The following is a 514-nucleotide window of genomic DNA, read 5'->3' as shown; positions in this document are numbered from 1 at the left end:
GGCACCCAAGGTGTGGGCGTGGTGCTGGCCGAGACCCGCAAGGCGGCCGAATCGGTCATCGATGCCTTTCGAGGCCTGAACGCCCACTTTCTGGTCCAGGAATTCATCAAGGAGGCCGGGGGTGCCGATATTCGCTGCTTCGTCATCGGTGGCAAGGTGGTGGCCTCCATGAAGCGGCAGGCCAAGGAAGGGGAATTCCGCTCCAATATTCACCGGGGCGGCAGTGCCGAAGTGATCCGCATCACCCCCGAGGAGCGTTCCACTGCCGTACGGGCCGCCCGCATCATGGGGCTGAACGTGGCGGGCGTGGATATTCTGCGTTCCAATCACGGCCCCGTGGTGATGGAGGTTAACTCTTCACCCGGTCTGGAGGGGATCGAGCGGGCCACCGGCAAGGACATTGCCGGCAAGGTCATTGAATTCATGGAAAAGAATGCCAAAGCCGGCAAGACCCGCACCCGCGGGCGCGGCTGAACCGGACCTGCAAAAATGCCACGAGCCGCCATACGCATCG

The 514-nt window shown here is 62.8% G+C and carries 1 protein-coding gene; it reads left to right on the top strand.

Going from position 1 to position 514, the window contains the following annotated elements; genetic code table 11:
• Positions 1–474 (top strand): RimK family alpha-L-glutamate ligase (locus ABD256_RS44325; RefSeq protein WP_344432428.1); only part of this gene is annotated, 474 nt, incomplete at its 5' end.
• Positions 475–514: the final 40 nt, after the last annotated feature.

Origin of the sequence: Amycolatopsis minnesotensis (genome assembly GCF_039529815.1) — a bacterium.
GTDB classification, from domain to species: Bacteria; Actinomycetota; Actinomycetes; order Mycobacteriales; family Pseudonocardiaceae; genus Amycolatopsis; species Amycolatopsis minnesotensis.
This window is presented reverse-complemented; position numbering and strand designations above follow the sequence as displayed.